Annotated in this window: 3 pseudogenes; 2 read left to right on the top strand and 1 reads right to left on the bottom strand. The window is 63.4% G+C overall.

Annotated elements, in window-relative coordinates:
- A pseudogene (locus RhoFasB10_RS25660) lies at positions 1-314 on the top strand (IS110 family transposase); the annotation flags it as partial.
- 22 nt (positions 315-336) lie between these two features.
- Positions 337-873, top strand: a pseudogene (locus RhoFasB10_RS25655) (integrase core domain-containing protein); the annotation flags it as partial.
- A gap of 3 nt (positions 874-876) precedes the next feature.
- On the opposite strand, the pseudogene RhoFasB10_RS25650 reads toward RhoFasB10_RS25655, so the two are convergent.
- Positions 877-1809: pseudogene (locus RhoFasB10_RS25650) on the bottom strand (DUF222 domain-containing protein); the annotation flags it as partial.
- Positions 1810-1834: the final 25 nt, after the last annotated feature.

The following is a 1834-nucleotide window of genomic DNA, read 5'->3' as shown; positions in this document are numbered from 1 at the left end:
CCGGCACCGCACCGATCACCCGTGCGTCCGGTCGATCGCATTACGTCAAAGCCCGCAAAGTCCGCAACAAGAGACTCGGCGACGCCTGCCACTGGTGGGCCTTCTCCATGCTGACCAAATCGACAGGCGCACGCGCGCACTACGACAAACGCCGCACGCTCGGTGAGCATCACAACGCGGCCCTGCGCAATCTCGCGAACAAACTCCTCGGCAGATTGTGGTGGTGCCTCAAACACAACGAACCATGGGACGACGACCGCGCCTGGCCGACCGGTCCGTTGCCGGATGCGGGCGTGAAAATCGCTGCCGCTTGACATCTGACCGGCGTGGGATGTCTACGTCAGAACATGGGCCGGATGGGTGTACGTGGTGTTCATCATCGACGTGTTCTCCCGCAAGATCGTGGCCTGGCATGCATCGATGTCCAAAACCGTGGATCTGGTGACGATCCCGCTGAGGATGGCACTGTGGCAACGCAACCGCGACGGCAATCCGGTGAAAGCTGCTGAGCTGATACATCATTCGGACGCAGGCAGTCAGTACACATCGGTGACGCTGACCGAGAAATTGGCGCTCGAGCAGATCGCTGCATCGATCGGGTCGGTCGGGGACGCGTACGACAACGCCCTCATCGAATCAGCGAACGGGTTGTACAAGACCGAGTGCATCCGCACCACGATCTTCCACTCCGGGCCGTATCGGACGATTTCGGACATCGAATTCGCGACCGCCGGATGGGTCGATTGGTACAACGCTCGACGTCTCCACTCGAGCATCGGGCACATGCCCCCGATCGAGTACGAAACTCTCTACTACGCTGGCTTCGGAACCGAGGATCAGCCCCAACTGGAGGCGGCACAGAACCTGGGGTGATTCAGTCACCGCATGACCAGTGCCAGCCTCGAGATCCTTCCACGACATCGACACCACCGCCGTCACCGGCAACCCCCGATGCCGACCCATCTGCCCCGACGCCAACATCTGCCGAAACACCATCTTCACCGCATCATGCTGACGCCGACCCCTACCCCGCCGATCCCGACCCGCCCGCTCTTCAGCCGCCTTGTCTGGGGCAGTCTTGTCGGTAGCGGCCCCGTCTGCAGCAGTCCTATCTGCCGCGGCCGTGTCGGTAGAGGCATTGCCTGCAGCAGGGGTATCGGAATCGTCGACCCCCGGCTCGAACAACCCTTCATCCGTGCCGGCCGAATCGGTACCGTCGCCGTCCGAGCCAGTCGAACCGTCGTCACCACCCGAGCCGGTCGAATCATGCTCGGCGTTAGGGCCATCCAAGACCTCCGCGTCGCCCGTGCCGGTCTCGGTGTCGGCGTCGGGGTCATCGGCCGCACCGGAGTCACCGGGCGCGTCAAGGTCACCGGTCGAGTCAGGGTCACCGGGGACGTCGGGATCATCGACCACCGGCGAAAGATCGGCACTGTTGCACTGCCCCGGCTTGGCCCACTTGGCCAACACCGCCTCCAAATACGCCCGAAACTCCGCATCGACAACCATCCGCACCTTCGACAACCCATCCGGACCCTGCTCCTCCAACCGCACATAACACCGATCGGCCACCCGCTCCGGACTCTCGTCCTCCCCATCCGGATCGAGCACGTCATACAACCGGCCCGCCGCCGCCTTGAAATGATCCGGACCCAACTCCCGCGCCAACTGCGCCAACTGCGCCTCCGCACGCTCACGAGTTTCGACATCGACCTTCCCACCCAACCGGCGAAAGAACTTCCGCACGATCTGCTGATGCTCCTCCCCGATCACCCCGTCCTCACCAGCCCGCGAGGTATCCGCCGACAACGGCTCCAACCGCTCCCCCGTCAAC

This window comes from Rhodococcus sp. B10, from assembly GCF_011770055.1.
Lineage (GTDB): Bacteria > Actinomycetota > Actinomycetes > Mycobacteriales > Mycobacteriaceae > Rhodococcoides > Rhodococcoides kyotonensis_B.
Note: the sequence above shows the minus strand (reverse complement) of the source record. Positions and strands in the feature narration are given on the sequence as shown.